The sequence below is a fragment of the Bacillus sp. LLTC93 genome (assembly GCF_002993125.1).
GTDB classification, from domain to species: domain Bacteria; phylum Bacillota; class Bacilli; order Bacillales; family Bacillaceae; genus Bacillus; species Bacillus zhangzhouensis.
Window position 1 is genome coordinate 213,699 of the sequence record NZ_PVME01000001.1, and the last position, 16,101, is coordinate 229,799.

Sequence of the window (16,101 nt, forward strand, 5' to 3'; positions counted from 1 at the left end):
CCGGTGCAGGATGTGGCATAATAAAAAGGCTGTACTTCCCTTTTAAAAGCGGGGCAAAACAGGGGTGAACTGACCTTGAAAAAGAAAAAAACAGGATGTTTTGCCATTTCAGGCTGTTTCACGATTTTTCTGTTTGTTTTCGTATTAGCAGCCATTGTCATTTCCTTTAATCAAAAGGAGTTAAAAAAGCTGCCAATTGATACGGAATCAATTGTTTTGTCGAGATTGGATGATTACAAACCGCTTGTAGAAACTGAGTTAAGAGATCAAGATTTAGATCAATATACCGCGTTAATCCTCGGTATGATGTATCAAGAATCAAAAGGCAGAGGTGGAGATCCAATGCAATCCTCTGAATCTCTTGGTTTGAAACGAAATGAAATCAATGACCCTCAGAAAAGCATTAGACAAGGAGTCCATCATTTTTCGACCATGTACAAGCATGGGAAGAAAAAAGGCGTTGATTTGGAAACCATTATTCAAAGCTATAACATGGGAATCGGCTATATTGATTTTGTTGCAAAAAACGGGGGAAAACATTCCGAGAAATTGGCAAAGCAATACTCCAAAAAGCAAGTGAAACGAAACCCCGAAGTTTATACGTGTGGGGGCAACAAAGATAACTTCCGCTATCCTTATTGCTACGGTGATTTCACTTATGCTGAAAAAGTAAAAGAAAAAACGAAAACAGTTGAAGAAAAGATGAAATTGGCTTCATCATCCACACCATCATCGTAAAAAAAAGCACTTCCTTTAAGGAAGTGCTTTTCATTTTTTTATGAATGTTCCTTACCGATTTCCGGCAGAATCGTTTTTGCTAAATGTTGATCCATTTCCTCATAGTCATCATAATGAATCGTTTCATACAGCTCTTTTCTCGTTTGCATGTCCTTCAGCATTCCTTGCTGCGTGCCCTTCTCCATGATTTCTGTAAATAAACGCTCATACGCTTTTGCAGCGACTCTGAGTGATGACACAGGGTATATGACCATTTGAAATCCAAACATCGAAAATTCATCTGCATGATAATAAGGCGTCTTGCCAAACTCCGTCATGTTTGCAAGGAGCGGCCCTTGAATATGGTTTGAAGCATGCGTGAAGTCTTCTGCTGTGATGAGCGCTTCAGGAAAAATTGCATCCGCTCCTGCTTCGACATAGAGATTGGCCCGGCGGATGACATCCTCCATCCCATTTACGGACTTTGCATCGGTTCTCGCAATGACCAAAAGCGATGGTGCCGCTTGTTTGATGGCTTTGATTTTCGCGATCATCTCTTCTACTGGAACAAGTGACTTCCCATTTAAATGCCCGCATTTTTTCGGCATTTGCTGATCTTCGATTTGAACAGCCGCTACCTTGCTCTCAACCATTTCTTTTGCTGCCCTTGCTGCATTTAATACTCCGCCATAGCCAGTGTCCAGATCCACCAAAAGAGGCAGTTGGGAAGCTCGAATGATTTCCTTCGCTTTTTCAGCCATTTCTGTTGAATGGATCATGCCGAGATCAGGAAGTCCTTTGCTCGCGCAAAAGGCTGCACCTGATAAATAGAGCCCTTGAAAGCCCGTTTTTTTCGCATAGAGCGCAGACATCCCATCGTGAACACCTGGGATTTGAAATAGAGCTGATCTGTTCATTTGCTCTTTAAAGGCTGCGGCTAAATCAGCTTGACTCGTTTCATCATTCACGATCCACACGCTAGTTCCCCCTTCCTTATATCACGAATAAGTCCATAAATGCTGGTACTGTCGTTGTTTTTAATTGATTTGGATTTTCGCAAAGTGACACAATTTGATCGACTTGTTTTTGTGGAAATTTTGTCTTCAAATGATAGACCCATTTCTTTTCAAGCAGCGGAATGCCTTCCTGTCTTCTTCTGCGATGACCTAGCGGATATTCAATTTCGATTCGGTCTGTCATCGTCCCGTCTTTAAAGAAAATTTGAACACAGTTTGCAATCGATCTCTTTTTCGGATCTAAATAGTCAGCTGTATAACGTTTATCTTCCTTCACAACCATTTGATCACGCAAACGATCAATGACCGGATTTTGCGCAGTTTCTTCTTCATAATGATCAGCTGTCACCTCACCATAGATCAACCCAATGGCGGTAATATATTGCAAGCAATGATCACGGTCTGCCGGATTGTATAGCGGCCCTTTCTTGTCAATAATTCGAATCGCTGACTCATGTGTCGTAATTTCCACCCGGTCGATCTCATCTAATCGATTTTTCACAGCGTCGTGCAGCATCACAGCAGCCTCTGCAGCAGTCTGCGCATGAAATTCAGCAGGATAAGCAATTTTGAAAAGCACATTTTCTATGACATAAGATCCGAGCGGCTGAGCAAGTGTGAGTGGTTTTCCTTTCATTAGAACATCTTCAAACCCCCACTTCTCTGCACTGAGCGGCGTTTGATAGCCGATTTCCCCTTTCAGTGTCATCATCGCCAGTCTCACCCCGCGGCTTGTTGCATCTCCTGCTGCCCACGATTTCCTTGATCCTGTGTTCGGGGCGTGACGGTACGTTCTAAGCGGAGAGTTGTCAACAAAGGCTTGCGATAAAACATGCTGCACTTCTTCCTTCGTTCCGCCAAGCATCGCACAAACGACCGCACTTGTTGCCACCTTGACAAATAAAACATGATCCAAGCCATTTCGATTCAGACAATTTTCTAAAGCAAGCACACCTTGTATTTCGTGTGCCTTGACAATCGCATGCAGTACGTCATTCATCGTGAGCGGTTCTTCTCCGTTTGCAAGCCGCGTTCTGCTGATATAATCACTTACAGCTAATATCCCGCCTAGGTTATCAGACGGATGTCCCCACTCCTGTGCAAGCCACGTGTCATTATAATCTAACCAGCGAATCATACACCCTATATCAAAAGCAGCTTGGACTGGATCTAACACAAACGAAGTGCCAGGCACTCTTGCTCCGTTAGGCACAACTGTTCCAGGTACAATCGGCCCGAGGTGCTTCGTGCATTCTGGAAAATTGAGCGCCAGCATTCCGCAGCCGAGCGTGTCCATGAGCACATACCGTGCCGTTTCAATTGCCTCTTTGCTCGTAATTTCTCCGTCCACTGCATAGGCTGCGATTTCTTCTAATAGCTGATCTGTTTGATTGACTACTGCTGTTTTATTCATGTTCATTCCCCCGTTTTTCCATCATCATTTGAGACTTTTAATCCTCTTGGCCCTAAATACCGTACTCTCGGTCTAAAAATACGATTATGCAAATGTTGTTCAATGACATGGGCAGCTAACCCGCTTGCTCTTGCAGCAAAGAAAATGGGTGTATAAAGTGAAATAGGAATTCCAAGCACGTAATAAATAGGTGCGGCATAATAATCAAGATTCGGATAAAGGTTTTTCTGCTCTTTCATGTATGCCTCTCCTGCCACACACATGTCATATAGCGTCGTGTCTCCCTTTGATTCCGTAAGCGTTTTCAACGATTGCTTTAAAAGAGCGGCTCGCGGGTCCATTTTTCTCATGTATACTCTGTGGCCAAAGCCCATCATTTTTTCTTTTGCGGCTAATTTTCGTTCAATGAGCGCAAGGAATCCTTCCGTTGTTTTTCCTTCAAGAAGCATATGCATGACAGCTTCATTCGCTCCTCCGTGCAAGTCACCTTTTAATGAAGAAATGGCTCCAGTAAAAGCACCATACATGTCAGAATGTGTAGATGCAATGACTCTCGCCGCAAACGTTGAATTCGGTAGCTCATGTTCACTATATAATGTGAGTGTTTGGTCAAAAGCAGTGATTTCATCTTCTGTCGGGGTGCGTCCTGTTAGCATGGCTAAAAAGTTTTCGGTGTAGGATTTGGTCTGATCTGAGGAAATAGCGGCGTCTTTTGTGAGAATGTGATAGCTTCCAGCAACAATGGCCGGCAGCTGGCCTAATAATCGAACTGCACGCCTTAGCTGGCATGCTTCTGATCGATCATGTAATGCTTCATCATATCCTGCAAGAGCAGATAAACATGTTCTCATCGCATCCATCGGATGAGTGGCTTTTGGTAGCTTGGTTAAAATGGTTTGAATGGTTGGATGTAAGTTGGTTTGAGAGGAAATGTCTTGCTGAAATTGGTGATATTCCATCGTATCTGGTAATTTTCCATAAATAAGCAGATAGGCTGTTTCTAGATATGTCTTGCTTTGTGCTAGCTCAATGAGGTCATACCCGCGAATCACAATTTCTTCTTGCTCCACATCTAAGTATGATATGGACGTTTCGCTTGCCACAATGTCTTCAAGCCCCGGTTTATACTGCAATTGTTCAGTCATCATATAACCCCCGTTTCGTTCAATTGTTGATCTCCAAACGAGCAAACGGCCAGAAATGATGTGAATCTATAGATGGGAAGATACCGTGCAAGTCGGATACCCAATTCCCATTTTATCCAAAGCACTTCATCTTGTAAATAAAAGAACGTATGTCCAGTGGGACATACGTTAGCTGTAGTATGGAGAAATCATGATATATACAATGACGCCAGTGAGGCTAACATAGAGCCAAAGCGGCATCGTCCAGCGGGCAATTTTACGGTGACGCTCGACCTGCATCTGTGCGCCTCTAAATAGAGTAATCAGTGCAAGCGGTACAATTATAGCTGATAGCACAATATGTGTAATCAAAATAAAGAAGTAAATTGGACGGATGATCCCTTCTCCTCCGAAGTGTGTATCAGCTGCCATTGAATGATATGTCACATACGAAATTAAAAAGACAAGTGTTGTTGAAAAAGCGGCAAAGATAAATCGTCTATGTGCTTTAATGTTCTTTTGTTTAATCATGATGAGCGCTGAAAGTAAAAAGATAAACGTAAAGCTATTCATCACGGCATTGAGTAACGGCAGAAATGTAATATCCAGATGACTAAATTTATCTGTTTTTGGCATTAAAAATAATAAAGCAATTAATCCGTTTATGGCAATTGTTAAGATGACAACAATGCCGGTGAAATTTTTCGGTTTTTGATTCTGTTCTTTCATGTTTGAAAACCTCTCTTTATTAGTTCCGACTAAGAGTATGTTATTTAACTTTCTCTATAAAGTCAATAAATTCGCTATCTTCGTCGAATTTTAGACAAACTTGCCGATTGCCGGCCTTCTAGCGGCTTGAAAGATCCATCCACTTCCTTTAGAATGGAAATTTGTGTGGTTTTTATGATCTCTTATAGGAAAGGAGCAATGGACTTGTCAATCTTACAGGAAACAACCAAAGATGTGAAGATGTTAGAGAAAGAATTACAGCAATTGCAGTTCCAAATGTATCGAATGCAAGAAAATATGAAAGATATTTCGAAAAAAGCGAAGATCATTGGAATTGATCAAGCCAAAGAAGATGAGTGGATGATCGTCTCTGCCATTGAAAGTGCTGATACTTGTAAAATCATGTTAAGCGATTGTGAAAAAGCTTTTCGTGGACAATCTGATTTTTCCTTAATTGCGGAATATCCTGAAGAAGGAAAAATTCATATTGCCGATATTAAAGGCCCACCAGACAATGGCTACGGCTCAATATGTATGAAGCATTTAAAAGAAATCGCAAGAGAACAGAACATTCCAGTGATTACTGGTGATCTCGTAAAAAGAGATTGGAATCATGTGGACCGCCTGATTCATTTTTATGAAAAACACCATTTTGAAGTCCAAATCAATTGGAAAGAACAAAGCGGAGAAATTTATTGGGTGGACAGCTAACGACAAAAACCAGCGTATATCTCATCATAAACGCTGGTTTTTTGTCGAAAATGCAAATTTTTCAGAAAAATAAGTGTATTTTTGACCAAAAAAAGGGTACAATAAAAGCATCAGGCCGCCACCTGATGCTTTCTTCCAAAAAACAATAGACTACTAGTTAAGTACTTTTACTTTGACTGATTTTACACCCCAATTTTTTGCTTGGGATTTGCTTGGTACATGTACATCAATTTTGTTACCTTTAATTGCGCCGCCAGTATCTGCTGCGATGGCTTCACCGTAGCCTTCAACATAAACCTTACTACCTAATGGAATGACATTAGGGTCTACTGCAATGACTTTTGCATTCGGGTTTTTGTTTAAGTTTACCCCTGTTGCAGTAATACCTGAGATGCCACCATCATTTGCTGTATAAGCCGTAGCTGTTACAGTCATTTCTTTTTGAACACTTTGACTAGCAGAAGATGATTCTGCTTTAGCTGTTTCCTTTTTAGGAGCAGCTTTTTTCGTTGTTTGCTCTTTTTGGACAGGTGCCTGTTTTTGAACAGGTTCTGAGCTTACCGGAGCTGAGCTTTGACCAGCAACACTTAGTGTTGAACCAATCATAATTATATCTGAGTTTAAGTTATTCCAAGACTTAATATCGCTAATTGACACATTGAATTTTTGAGCGATTTTCCAGAGGCTGTCCCCCTTCTGGACTTTGTACTGCTCCTGAGTTTTCTCTTTTGAAGAGATTGTCAATTTATCTCCTACATAGATCATGTCTGTAGATAAATTGTTCCAACCCTTTAGGTCCTTTAGAGACACATCATTTTTTTGAGAGATTCCCCAAAGTGTATCACCTTTCTGTACAGTGATTTCCTTTGCAGAAGCTTGCTGCGCTCCAAATGCTGTTGTTGAGATTGCTGCAACAGCAACCAAGGACATAATAGTCTTCTTCATAAAGTAAATCCTCCCTTGTTAGCTTTTTATGGCGGCTAACGAGTGCTATCGTAACATATGTAAATGTCATTTCAATAACAAAACGATATGTTTTAGATTACAGTTCCTTTACATGAAACATCTCTCTCCATTGGTAAATCAGACCACAAAATGGCTCAATTCCGCACCATATCAAGGGTTTGCAAGGGTGGAAAACATTCTGATGAAAACGTGTCCAATCTCAGCGAAAAAAATTTATTTTTCTTCTTCAAACTCTTTATTTTTTCTCTTTTTCTATAAATAAACGAATTTCTTCTAAAAAAACATCCCCGTATTTCTCTCTTTTTTGAGCTCCGATACCCTTAATATGGAGAAGTTCTTCTTCCGTTTTAGGTTCCACTGCTGACATTTCCTTCAAAGTTTGATCAGAAAATACAACAAATGGCGGGACGCCCTGTTCTCTCGCCAACTTCATTCTCACAGCTCTCAATCGCTCAAATAATGCGCCGTTTTCTTGAATGGCCTCTCTTTTGATCGCCTGCTTTTTATATACAGCCTCTTGTCCAACTATCACTTTCTTTCCTTTATGTGTCACCTTTAGCGTTGGATAAGCCCCTTCAGACATGTGCAAATACTCTTCTGTAATTAAAAATTCGATGAAGTCACTAATTTGCTGGGCTGAATGCTGCTTCATTAAAGCATATGTAGGAAGCCGGTCGAAACCAAGGTCCAGCACTTTTTTGTTTTTAGAGCCCGCCAGTACTTGGGCAATCATCATTTTTCCGAATCGTTCATTCATTCTAACTGTACAAGATAAAACCATTTGCGCTTCTCTTGTCACCTCTTCACGCTCTCTCTCGTCTAGGCAATTGCTGCACTTTTGGCAAGGGGCGCTTGTTGATTGATCAAAATAGTCCATGACAAATTGCTGTAGACACTGCTCGGTATGACAGTAATCCACCATTTGTCTTAGTTTCAGCAGTTCATGCTGATACCGTACTTCATCTTCTGTCGACTGTTCAATGAGAAAACGCTGTACTCGTACGCCTTGGGGTGAAAACAGTAAAATACATTCACTTTCAAGCCCATCTCTGCCGGCACGCCCAGCTTCTTGATAATAACTTTCAATATCTCTTGGAATTTGATGATGAATCACAAAACGTACATTCGACTTATTGATTCCCATGCCAAATGCAGACGTGGCGACCATCACCTGGATGTGATCATTTAAAAAGAGGTTTTGCTGCTCTTCCCTCACATCGTCATCTAACCCACCGTGATAAACGCCTGCTTTGATCTTTTGTTTCTTTAGGCGATTGTAAATGTTGTCCGCTTCTTTTCTTGTAGCTGTATAAATAATGCCAGACTCAAGCTTGTTTTTCTTCATATATTGTGTGATAAAACGGTCACTATTTTCACCTTTGATTACTTGAAAAGACAAATTTTCTCTAGCAAACCCAGTAAAGATGGTTTCTTGCTCGTTCATGCCAAGCTGTTCACATATATCTTGGTGGACCTTTTTCGTTGCCGTAGCTGTTAATGCGATAATCACTGGCCTTTTTGACAGCTTGTTTAAGCATTCTTGAATATAGCGATAGCTTGGCCTAAAGTCATGCCCCCACTCAGATATACAGTGCGCTTCATCAATGGCGATTAAGGGGATCGTCAATCGGTCAAGCAGCTGAAAGAAGCGCTCATTTTGTAAGCGTTCAGGCGTGATATAAAGCAGCTCATATTCCCCATTTTCGCATTTTTTCAGCCTTTCATTCATTTCGCCTGCTGACAGTGTACTGTTTAAAAAGGACGACCGTATCCCCATCTCATTTAACGCATCGACCTGATCTTTCATTAAAGAAATAAGTGGAGATACAACGATCGTCGTTCCTTCCATCATAAGGGCAGGAATCTGGTAGCAAACCGATTTCCCCCCGCCTGTCGGCATGATGCAGACGGTATCCTTCTGTTTGTTTACAATCGATTCAATGGCCTGTTTCTGCCCCTGCCTAAAGGCATCAAAGCCATAGTATTGTTTAAGATGTGCTTCTGCTTGTTCTAACATCCAATTCCCTCTCCGTCATTTGTTTTGTCTATTTTAACATACATTCATGCCTCTACATGCCGTCTGTTCAATTTCGTCTTTTCACAAAATAAAAAGCCATTTTCCAAAATGGAAAATGGCTTGAATCATCCTAGGAAAAGCTGCGGATGCCGTAACCTAAGTAAGAAAGTTTTAAACCACCACTCCTCAAAGTGGGTGTTTGCAGAAACGTTCCTGTCTTCCTCTCTAAGGAGGCATGACATTCCGGCTTCAATATAAAACTCCCTATTACAGCTTAAAGGTTAAAACTTAATTAACATTACGCACATCGCAGCCTTTAAACTATACTACACGAAAGTTAATTAAATTTCAAGAGATCTTTTTTCTTTCAAAGACTCATGTATACTATACATTTGTGATTGCGTATACAGGAAAACATTATCCTGAAAAAATTTTACTTCTTCTTATCATCTATTTTTCCTCATCTAAATCAACATCTTGTTCTTCCTCTAATCTTTCATACGTGTCTGAATGCATTTGATCCATTGTTTCTCTATTTGTTAAATCACGCATTTGATCGGAAAACGACCGGTCAAACTCATTCGGATCTTGAGTGGTTTCTTCGTTCTTCTTTGCATCGATTGAATAACGTGTATATGGTACTGCTTTTAAACGTTCGTATGGAATATCTTTTCCTGTTTTTTCACATTTCCCATATGTCCCGTCTTCCATTCGTTTCAGCGCTGCATCAATTTCACCTTCAAGCTGATCATCTACTTGATCTAGCGTTTGTTCTGTCATTCGGTCTAAATAGATGCTCCCATGATCAGCGATGTGATTCCCAACACCATTTGAAATCTCATTTGATTCCACCAGCATGGATTCTTCTTTCTTTTTTGATCCTTTCACATCCTCTTTTAATTCAATCAGTCTTTCGTATAAATCAGCTTTTTGTTCTTTCGTTAAGCCCACGACCAATCACTCCTTTCTCATTACCTTCCCGCTACAAGGTAAATGAAAACATCAAAAAAGCTGCCGCCTCTTTGGCAGCAGCTTTTTTCACTTAAAGCGTACGAAGCGCTTGTTCTATTGGTTTGTCGCCTTTAATTAAGTCAAATGACTTATTTTTCACATTGGATTCTGTTAAGCTTTCCACAAGAACGATGGCTACATCTTCTCTTGAAATCTCAATGTTTTGATCATCTGGGATATGCGCAGCAGCTTCGATTTTCCCTCCCTTTTCCTCATGCAGCAAGGCACCTGGACGGACAATGGTATAGGAAAGACCAGATTGTTTTAAATGTTCATCTGCTTTTCTTTTCGCTTCATAATAAATTTCCATACTTCCTTGCCCTTTTCCTTGGTTAGGATCATCGGCATTATAGGAACTCAGCATAACAAAATGCTGAATGTTTTCTTTTTTGGCTGTATCAATGAGGCGTTTGGCACCTTCTTGATCCACTGCAATGGTCTTATCTGCACCTGTTTTTGAGCCTGAACCAGCTGCAAAGATGACAGCTTCCGCTTGTTTCACAGCAGATGTAACATCCTTTTCAAGATCACCGATGACAGGTGTTGCACCAAGTTCTTTTAGTGCATCAGCTTGTTTTTCATCTCGAATGAGAGCAAGCGGCTCATGTCCTTTTTCTTTTAAATAACGTATGACAAGTCTACCTGTATGTCCATTTGCTCCAGCAACTAATACGTTCATTGATCATTCTCCTTTCTGTATCTGTTTCATCTTTATCCTTTTTTGTCATCATTCAAACACGCAAGCAGAAAAAAGCCTTTCCCACCTATTATGGGAAAGGCTTAGGCAATATGCGATAGTTAATAATAAGAACAAAGAATGAGAAAAGTGCATGTGATCTATGTAATCGCAACGTTGATCAGCAAAGGTGTTTTGTTAAAATGGCTTGCACATCACTCAAATCTGTATCTTTAGAAAAATCGAGTTCAAATACTTTTGAGCTTGTGACGAGCAGCATACCTGTGTCCTGATCAAACACGCCAGCTTCTTGAATGGCAAAACTTTCAATTGATCGATACGGCAAGGAGACCCTGACTTTCTTCTTAGAAAATACGCGGTTATCGCCAAAGATCAGTCGTTTATTGGTGAAACAAATTTGGTCGTGACGCAGTCTGTAAACAGCCTCAATTCTTTCCCCTTCAATCAATAAGGATTCGAATTTTTTATGATCATTTTGTTTACTGACAGAAAAAATACCCACGTAAACCCCCTCTTCCTGCATCAAATTCCTTTATGACAAAACGGCCACACGGCTCTGTGGGTACGTTTTATTCTCACTTATAGAATACGCTATAAATGGTCGTTATTCCATTACGAATAGATTAAATTTCATTTAACTTTTTCTTTTTGATCCGATGCTCTTTCCTCTACTTATTTAGACTGTTAAAGCAGGAAAAAAGTTTCAGTTCTTTTCGAGAAAAAATGCTTCATCATCCCATAAAAAAAAACAGTGATTGTTCAAAATCACTGTTTTATATGGCTATTCATCTTTTGGTGTATCAATGGTTCCCTCGGCATACACATCAGAAATCTGTTCAAGCGTAATCGCCATATCAGCATCCTCGTTATCGTGCCAAGCATGTTGGTTTTTCTGCTCGTCTGTTTGCTGCTTTTTCATCATCATCACCCTTTACTATTTTTCTTAGTATGAGTGATGATCCTTAAAATCATTCAGCAGAAATATCTTCGAAATACTCTTTGTAATACCCGCCTACTTTACCCGTATTATCAACAACAAAGAGGAATTCTTCTGTTTCATTTTTCACTTCATATGTGCTTCCAACCGTTAATGCCCGGTCGACCATATATTTTTTCGCATTCGTATGTACACATTTTACTTGTTTGAGCGTTTGAGCCGTTTGCCAGTTTTGATGGATCATGATATAAAAACTCCTTTTTTCATCTATACATTTATTGTAGCCAATTTTTCATGAAATGCAATGAGTGTTATAGATTGCTTTCAAACATGTCCTATAATATGATGAGTGTATACGTTTACATATATGTGACGTATACAGATTTAATTGCTTCATGTCCACTTTTTTCACCTAGAACTCGCAGAACAACCCATATCTTTAAGGAGGTTTGTTTATTTATGAGCTCTACAACACTTCAAATTAGTTCAAAACTCGAATCTTTTCTCCAGGGGACAAAAAAACTCTACATCAACGGCCAGTTTGTCACAAGTCACGATCATAAAACCTTTTCTACCCCTAACCCAGCCACAGGCGAAACCCTTATTGATGTATATGAAGCAGGTGCGAAAGATATTGATGAGGCAGTGAAAGCTGCTAAAAAAGCCTTTCATGGTCCTTGGCGCTCAATGTCTGCCGCTGAACGCGCTCGGCTTATGTTTAAGCTTGCAGATTTAATGGAAGAAAACCAAGAAGAACTTGCTCAGCTTGAAACACTTGATAACGGAAAACCAATTAATGAAACAACAAATGCGGATGTTCCTCTCGCCATTGAGCACATGCGCTATTACGCAGGCTGGACCACAAAAATGACTGGACAAACCATTCCTGTCAGTCAGGGATATTTTAATTATACCCGCCATGAGCCTGTTGGCGTTGTGGGACAAATCATTCCTTGGAACTTCCCGCTACTGATGGCCATGTGGAAAATGGGTGCTGCCCTCGCAACAGGCTGTACCATCGTTTTAAAGCCAGCAGAACAAACACCACTCTCTGCTCTTTATTTAGCTGAATTAGTGGATAAAGCCGGCTTCCCAGAAGGCGTGATTAACATCGTTCCCGGGTTCGGTGAAACAGCCGGGAATGCATTAACCGATCACCCTGATGTCGACAAGCTAGCCTTCACAGGGTCAACAAGTGTTGGGAAATTAATCATGGAGAAAGCCGCTAAATCCATTAAACGCGTTACATTAGAACTTGGCGGAAAATCGCCAAACATTATTTTACCAGATGCAGATTTAAAGAAAGCCATTCCAGGTGCTTTAAACGGCGTCATGTTTAACCAAGGCCAGGTTTGCTCTGCAGGTTCACGGGTCTATGTTCACCGGAGTCAATACGATGAAGTGGTCGATCAAATGGCCGAATATGCGACATCACTTAAGCAAGGCGCCGGTCTCCATCAAGATACGCAAATCGGACCTCTTGTGAGTAAAGAGCAGCACGAACGCGTGTTAGGCTATATCGAAAAAGGGAAATCAGAAGGTGCAACAGCCGTTGTCGGTGGTGATTGCCCTTATGAGGCAGGCTATTTCGTCTCTCCTACTGTTTTTAAAGATGTAGAAGATGACATGATCATCGCTAAGGAAGAAATTTTCGGACCTGTCTTATCTGCGATTCCTTATGATTCCATTGATGAAGTGGTCGAACGGGCCAATCAATCTGACTATGGATTAGCCGCAGGACTTTGGACAGAAAACTTAAAGCATGCCCATGATATTGCTGCACGTCTTGAAGCAGGAACGATCTGGGTCAACTGCTATAATGTCTTTGATGCCGCCTCCCCGTTTGGAGGATATAAGCAGTCAGGTTTAGGCAGAGAAATGGGTTCATATGCGTTGAATAATTACACTGAAGTGAAAAGTGTATGGATTAACCTCCAAGATTAATGGACACACAGCAAAGCCGATGGCAATGTCATCGGCTTTTTTGTGATTGCATGTGACAGGCAGGCTCCTGAATATAGTATAAAGGAAAGGAGCATGGCCGAAAATGCAAGATTTCAAAACGAGAGTAAACGAGTATATTGAAGAACTGCACAAACAAGTAGAACGCAGACAGCGAGAAGATGGCGCTTTTGTTTTCTGCTTTGAAGGCCCCATGATGACAAATGCTTTTTTGATTATGCTGTTAAAAGCTGTCGGCGATCCTGACCAGGCATTGATTCATCAATTGGCGGAAGCGATACGCACGAAGCAAAATGAGAATGGTTCTTTTTCTTTGTATCATGATCAAACGGGACATTTAACAGCCACAGTGCAAGGCTATTGCGGAATGCTCGTTTCAGGCAGGTTTCAACAAGATGAGCCTCATATGGAAAAGGCAGCACAATATATTCGATCAAAAGGTGGTTTAAAGAACGTTCATTTTATGACAAAGTGGATGCTCGCCGTCAACGGCATGCACCCTTGGCCCTACTTCTATGCACCCCTTTCTTTTTTACTCATCCCTACATCCTTTCCACTACACTTCTACCATCTTAGTGCATATGCAAGAATTCATTTTGTGCCGATGATGATTGCACTGAATAAGCGGTATACCTCACATGCAAAGTTTCCATCCTTAGCACACCTTGATGAGAGCATGTCTAAAAATCCATTTGATTGGTTTATGGCAAGAGAAGAACGTTCAACTCACCACTTTTTGACGTATATGCGATCATATGTAGCCTTAGACAGCCGACTGGACTTTTTCGGGTATGAAGCGGCTAAACGATATATGTTTGACCGTCTTGAAAAGGATGGCACGCTGTACAGCTACTTAAGTGCGACCATCTTTATGATCTATGCGCTCATGAGCCTTGGTTCCTCTCCGGGACATCATCTCATCCAAAAAGCAGTCAAAGGCATGAAAAAGCTTGTCACCTCCTGTCAAGGCGAGCTGTATGCTGAGAATTCTACATCCACAGTATGGGATACTGCGCTTGTCAGCTATGCTTCTCAAAAAGCAGGCAGAAAACGAGAAGATCCCGTCATCACAAGGTCTTTCACATACTTGTTGAATCGGCAGCAAATGAAGAAAGCAGATTGGGCGATTCATAACCGCCATGCCGCTCCGGGGGGGTTTGGTTTCTCAGATATCAATACAAATAACCCTGATTGTGATGACACCCAAATTGTGTTAAAAGCCATTCCTAAAGCATGCGCACCGGTTCAATGGAAACGAGGTTTTGATTGGCTCCTTTCCATGCAAAACCGTGATGGCGGCTTTTCTGCTTTCGAAAAAAATCAAGATCACTTCTTGCTTCGTCATTTACCGCTCGAATCTGCGGAGGATGCCGCCATTGATCCATCTACTCCCGATATTACAGGCCGCGTGCTTCATCTTATTGGTTTAGAGGAGAAAAACATTTCTCCATCCATGCTCAGGCAGAAAGATCAATGTGTAAAATGGCTCCTTGATCATCAAGAGAAAAACGGATCATGGTTTGGCAGATGGGGCGTTTGCTATATTTATGGAACCTGGGCCGCATTAACAGGACTCAAAGCTGCTGGCATCCCCTACTCACACCCTGCCGTTCAGAAAGCGTGTCGTTTCTTAAAACAGATTCAACTAGAAGATGGTAGCTTCGGGGAATCGTGCCAAAGTGCAGAGGTCAAAACGTTTGTCTCGCTCCCATTTGGCACAGTGGTTCAAACTGCTTGGGCCGCAGAGGCTCTGTTGCAATACGAGAAGCCAGATGACACATCGATTTTTAAAGCCATCTCATTTTTGGTGAATCATCAGCATTCCAATGAAGCCTTGTATTATCCAGTGGGCATTGGCCTTCCAAAGCAGTTTTATATCACCTATCATAGCTATCCATTTGTATTTCCAATGATGGCTTGTTCCACATTTTTAGAAGAAATGAGGCGTATCAATGAATAAGGAAGAATATCGAATGCAGCTCAAAGAGTGGCTTAGCTCTTTTCAAAACGTGGTTCAGGATGAAGAGATCCGTCAGAAAGCAGAAAATTTATTGTTAAAAATGAATGATGAGTGCTCCAGTGAACAAGAGTGGTATGAACTTGCTGAAAGTATTGCAGCTGACATGAACCAGCCCGAAGCACTGCGAGATGTAGCAGCTGGAGGTCACCAATTACCACCTCTCCCTTATCGGTATGAAGCACTAGAACCCTATATTTCAAAAGAGATTATGTATTTGCATCACCAGAAGCATCATCAATCATATGTCGATGGTCTGAACAAAGCTGAGGTTGCGTTAAAAAAAGCGAGAAGAACCAATGATTTTACGATGATCAAGCACTGGGAACGTGAGCTTGCCTTCCATGGAGCGGGACATTATTTACATTGTATCTTTTGGTTTTCCATGAGTCCCTCTGGAAAAAGAAAGCCTACTGGTCAAATGCTCCGCCTGATTGAGCATTCGTTTGACAGCTATGACGCATTCAAATCCCAATTTTCAGCAGCTGCCAAACAAGTAGAAGGTGTCGGTTGGGCTATTCTCGTATGGGCGCCCCGGTCACAGCGTTTAGAGATTTTACAGGCAGAACGTCATCAACTTTTATCACAATGGGATGTCATCCCTCTTCTGGCTCTTGATGTATGGGAGCATGCCTACTACCTTCAATATCTGAATGAAAAGGCGCAATACGTAGACAGGTGGTGGAATGTAGTTGACTGGCGTGAGCCAGAAGCAAGACTAAAGCAAGCTCAACAAGTCAAATGGACACCCTTTTGAGACTTTACTCCATGTAGGCAAATGCC

The 16,101-nt window shown here is 41.3% G+C and carries 16 protein-coding genes and 1 other RNA gene; 5 read left to right on the forward strand and 12 right to left on the reverse strand.

All coding sequences use genetic code 11. The features are described from left to right. Positions 1 to 75: 75 nt before the first annotated feature. Positions 76 to 738, forward strand: coding sequence for a lysozyme family protein (locus tag C6W18_RS01065; protein ID WP_034319273.1), 663 nt, complete (start codon positions 76 to 78; stop codon positions 736 to 738). A gap of 38 nt (positions 739 to 776) precedes the next feature. Here C6W18_RS01065 and prpB read toward each other — a convergent pair whose 3' ends face one another. The 4 genes from prpB to C6W18_RS01085 form a co-directional block, all read right to left on the reverse strand. Beyond that, entirely contained in the window at positions 777 to 1,694 is a 918-nt protein-coding gene (gene prpB, locus C6W18_RS01070) for a methylisocitrate lyase (RefSeq protein WP_105925460.1), read from the reverse strand. Between the two features lie 16 nt (positions 1,695 to 1,710). Then, positions 1,711 to 3,147, reverse strand: coding sequence for a bifunctional 2-methylcitrate dehydratase/aconitate hydratase (locus C6W18_RS01075; RefSeq protein WP_105925462.1), 1,437 nt, complete (start codon positions 3,145 to 3,147; stop codon positions 1,711 to 1,713). Positions 3,148 to 3,149: 2 nt separating this feature from the next. Then, a complete protein-coding gene (gene mmgD / locus C6W18_RS01080; RefSeq protein WP_034319264.1) occupies positions 3,150 to 4,292 on the reverse strand; it encodes a citrate synthase in 1,143 nt (380 codons plus the stop codon). A gap of 168 nt (positions 4,293 to 4,460) precedes the next feature. Then, complete coding sequence (locus tag C6W18_RS01085) at positions 4,461 to 5,000, reverse strand: DUF420 domain-containing protein (RefSeq protein WP_034319261.1); 540 nt, start codon at positions 4,998 to 5,000, stop codon at positions 4,461 to 4,463. Positions 5,001 to 5,204: 204 nt separating this feature from the next. On the opposite strand from C6W18_RS01085, the gene C6W18_RS01090 reads away from it, so the two are divergent. Then, entirely contained in the window at positions 5,205 to 5,711 is a 507-nt protein-coding gene (locus C6W18_RS01090) for a GNAT family protein (RefSeq protein ID WP_078061655.1), read from the forward strand. A 153-nt stretch (positions 5,712 to 5,864) separates the two neighbouring features. On the opposite strand, the gene C6W18_RS01095 is transcribed toward C6W18_RS01090, so the two are convergent. The 8 genes from C6W18_RS01095 to C6W18_RS01130 all read right to left on the reverse strand — a co-directional run bounded on the left by C6W18_RS01095 (position 5,865) and on the right by C6W18_RS01130 (position 11,583). Beyond that, positions 5,865 to 6,656 carry a LysM peptidoglycan-binding and 3D domain-containing protein gene (locus tag C6W18_RS01095; protein ID WP_034319257.1) on the reverse strand — a complete coding sequence of 264 codons (792 nt, stop codon included), beginning with the start codon at positions 6,654 to 6,656 and terminating at the stop codon, positions 5,865 to 5,867. 256 nt (positions 6,657 to 6,912) lie between these two features. After that, the gene (gene recQ / locus C6W18_RS01100; protein ID WP_105925464.1) at positions 6,913 to 8,694 is read right to left on the reverse strand and encodes a DNA helicase RecQ; all 1,782 of its coding nucleotides are present in this window, start codon (positions 8,692 to 8,694) and stop codon (positions 6,913 to 6,915) included. Positions 8,695 to 8,827: 133 nt separating this feature from the next. Then, a non-coding RNA gene (ssrS, locus tag C6W18_RS01105) (6S RNA) lies at positions 8,828 to 9,013 on the reverse strand. Between the two features lie 131 nt (positions 9,014 to 9,144). Continuing rightward, on the reverse strand, positions 9,145 to 9,645 hold the full coding sequence (locus C6W18_RS01110) for a TraR/DksA family transcriptional regulator (protein ID WP_034319252.1): 501 nt from the start codon (positions 9,643 to 9,645) through the stop codon (positions 9,145 to 9,147). Between the two features lie 91 nt (positions 9,646 to 9,736). Then, a complete protein-coding gene (locus C6W18_RS01115; RefSeq protein ID WP_105925466.1) occupies positions 9,737 to 10,384 on the reverse strand; it encodes an SDR family oxidoreductase in 648 nt (215 codons plus the stop codon). 178 nt (positions 10,385 to 10,562) lie between these two features. Continuing rightward, on the reverse strand, positions 10,563 to 10,904 hold the full coding sequence (locus C6W18_RS01120) for a PH domain-containing protein (protein ID WP_008346505.1): 342 nt from the start codon (positions 10,902 to 10,904) through the stop codon (positions 10,563 to 10,565). A 279-nt stretch (positions 10,905 to 11,183) separates the two neighbouring features. Next, positions 11,184 to 11,321 carry a DUF4025 domain-containing protein gene (locus C6W18_RS01125; protein ID WP_223251603.1) on the reverse strand — a complete coding sequence of 46 codons (138 nt, stop codon included), beginning with the start codon at positions 11,319 to 11,321 and terminating at the stop codon, positions 11,184 to 11,186. 49 nt (positions 11,322 to 11,370) lie between these two features. Continuing rightward, positions 11,371 to 11,583, reverse strand: a complete 213-nt coding sequence (locus C6W18_RS01130) for a DUF6501 family protein (protein ID WP_024422683.1) — start codon at positions 11,581 to 11,583, stop codon at positions 11,371 to 11,373. A gap of 215 nt (positions 11,584 to 11,798) precedes the next feature. Between C6W18_RS01130 and C6W18_RS01135 the strand changes: the two genes are divergently transcribed. The 3 genes from C6W18_RS01135 (at position 11,799) to C6W18_RS01145 (ending at position 16,075) form a co-directional block, all read left to right on the forward strand. Further along, complete coding sequence (locus C6W18_RS01135) at positions 11,799 to 13,283, forward strand: aldehyde dehydrogenase family protein (RefSeq protein ID WP_105925468.1); 1,485 nt, start codon at positions 11,799 to 11,801, stop codon at positions 13,281 to 13,283. A 103-nt stretch (positions 13,284 to 13,386) separates the two neighbouring features. Next, on the forward strand, positions 13,387 to 15,261 hold the full coding sequence (locus C6W18_RS01140) for a terpene cyclase/mutase family protein (protein ID WP_105925470.1): 1,875 nt from the start codon (positions 13,387 to 13,389) through the stop codon (positions 15,259 to 15,261). Next, the gene (locus tag C6W18_RS01145) at positions 15,254 to 16,075 is read left to right on the forward strand and encodes a superoxide dismutase (RefSeq protein WP_105925472.1); all 822 of its coding nucleotides are present in this window, start codon (positions 15,254 to 15,256) and stop codon (positions 16,073 to 16,075) included. The genes C6W18_RS01140 and C6W18_RS01145 overlap by 8 nt, the downstream gene beginning before the upstream one ends. Positions 16,076 to 16,101: the final 26 nt, after the last annotated feature.

Bases quoted from the DNA above. Each gene is read 5' to 3' on its own strand.
- C6W18_RS01125 (WP_223251603.1), bottom strand. From the start codon at position 11,321: ATGAAAAAGCAGCAAACAGACGAGCAGAAAAACCAACATGCTTGGCAC.
- C6W18_RS01095 (WP_034319257.1), bottom strand. From the start codon at position 6,656: ATGAAGAAGACTATTATGTCCTTGGTTGCTGTTGCAGCAATCTCAACA.
- C6W18_RS01075 (WP_105925462.1), bottom strand. From the start codon at position 3,147: ATGAATAAAACAGCAGTAGTCAATCAAACAGATCAGCTATTAGAAGAA.
- recQ (WP_105925464.1), bottom strand. From the start codon at position 8,694: ATGTTAGAACAAGCAGAAGCACATCTTAAACAATACTATGGCTTTGAT.
- mmgD (WP_034319264.1), bottom strand. From the start codon at position 4,292: ATGACTGAACAATTGCAGTATAAACCGGGGCTTGAAGACATTGTGGCA.
- C6W18_RS01135 (WP_105925468.1), top strand. From the start codon at position 11,799: ATGAGCTCTACAACACTTCAAATTAGTTCAAAACTCGAATCTTTTCTC.
- C6W18_RS01085 (WP_034319261.1), bottom strand. From the start codon at position 5,000: ATGAAAGAACAGAATCAAAAACCGAAAAATTTCACCGGCATTGTTGTC.
- C6W18_RS01140 (WP_105925470.1), top strand. From the start codon at position 13,387: ATGCAAGATTTCAAAACGAGAGTAAACGAGTATATTGAAGAACTGCAC.
- C6W18_RS01145 (WP_105925472.1), top strand. From the start codon at position 15,254: ATGAATAAGGAAGAATATCGAATGCAGCTCAAAGAGTGGCTTAGCTCT.
- C6W18_RS01115 (WP_105925466.1), bottom strand. From the start codon at position 10,384: ATGAACGTATTAGTTGCTGGAGCAAATGGACATACAGGTAGACTTGTC.
- C6W18_RS01130 (WP_024422683.1), bottom strand. From the start codon at position 11,583: ATGATCCATCAAAACTGGCAAACGGCTCAAACGCTCAAACAAGTAAAA.